The sequence below is a fragment of the Pseudomonas sp. SB113 genome (assembly GCF_040754745.1).
In the GTDB taxonomy this organism is placed as follows: Bacteria; Pseudomonadota; Gammaproteobacteria; order Pseudomonadales; family Pseudomonadaceae; genus Aquipseudomonas; species Aquipseudomonas grimontii.
This window is the reverse complement of sequence record NZ_JBFMHW010000168.1, coordinates 1-452: the sequence shown is the minus strand read 5'-3', so window position 1 is coordinate 452 and position 452 is coordinate 1. Positions and strand designations below refer to the sequence as shown.

Genomic DNA, 452 nt, shown 5'->3' with positions numbered 1-452 from the left:
CCATAGGCACGACCTGCGCATAACCACCGCCAGCGGCTCCGCCCTTCACGCCGAAGCAAGGGCCGAGTGAGGCTTCACGAATGCAGATGATCGCCTTCTTGCCGATGCGGTTCAGGCCGTCGCCCAGCCCAACGGTCGTAGTGGTCTTGCCTTCGCCGGCCGGCGTCGGATTGATGGCCGTCACCAGAATGAGCCTGCCATCCTTCTTTTGGCGGGCCTCCGCGATGAAGGCAGCCGAAATCTTGGCCTTATCATGCCCGTAGGGCAGGAGATGTTCCGAGGGTATGCCTATCTTGGCGCCGATTTCCTGAATCGGCTTTTTCTGCGCTGCGCGCGCAATTTCGATGTCGCTTTTTACTTGGGCCATGGATTCCTCAATTAAGAAACGTCGATTGATGACAGGAAATCGTAGTGTCAGCCGTATCCAGTTCGCCCAGCCGTTACTGACCGTC

The 452-nt window shown here is 58.2% G+C and carries 1 protein-coding gene; it reads right to left on the bottom strand.

Annotation, left to right across the window (positions count from 1 at the left end):
- A partial coding sequence (locus AB1462_RS31990) for a formate--tetrahydrofolate ligase (RefSeq protein ID WP_367249107.1) occupies positions 1-367 on the bottom strand: 367 nt, incomplete at its 3' end.
- Between the last annotated feature and the right edge of the window lie 85 nt (positions 368-452).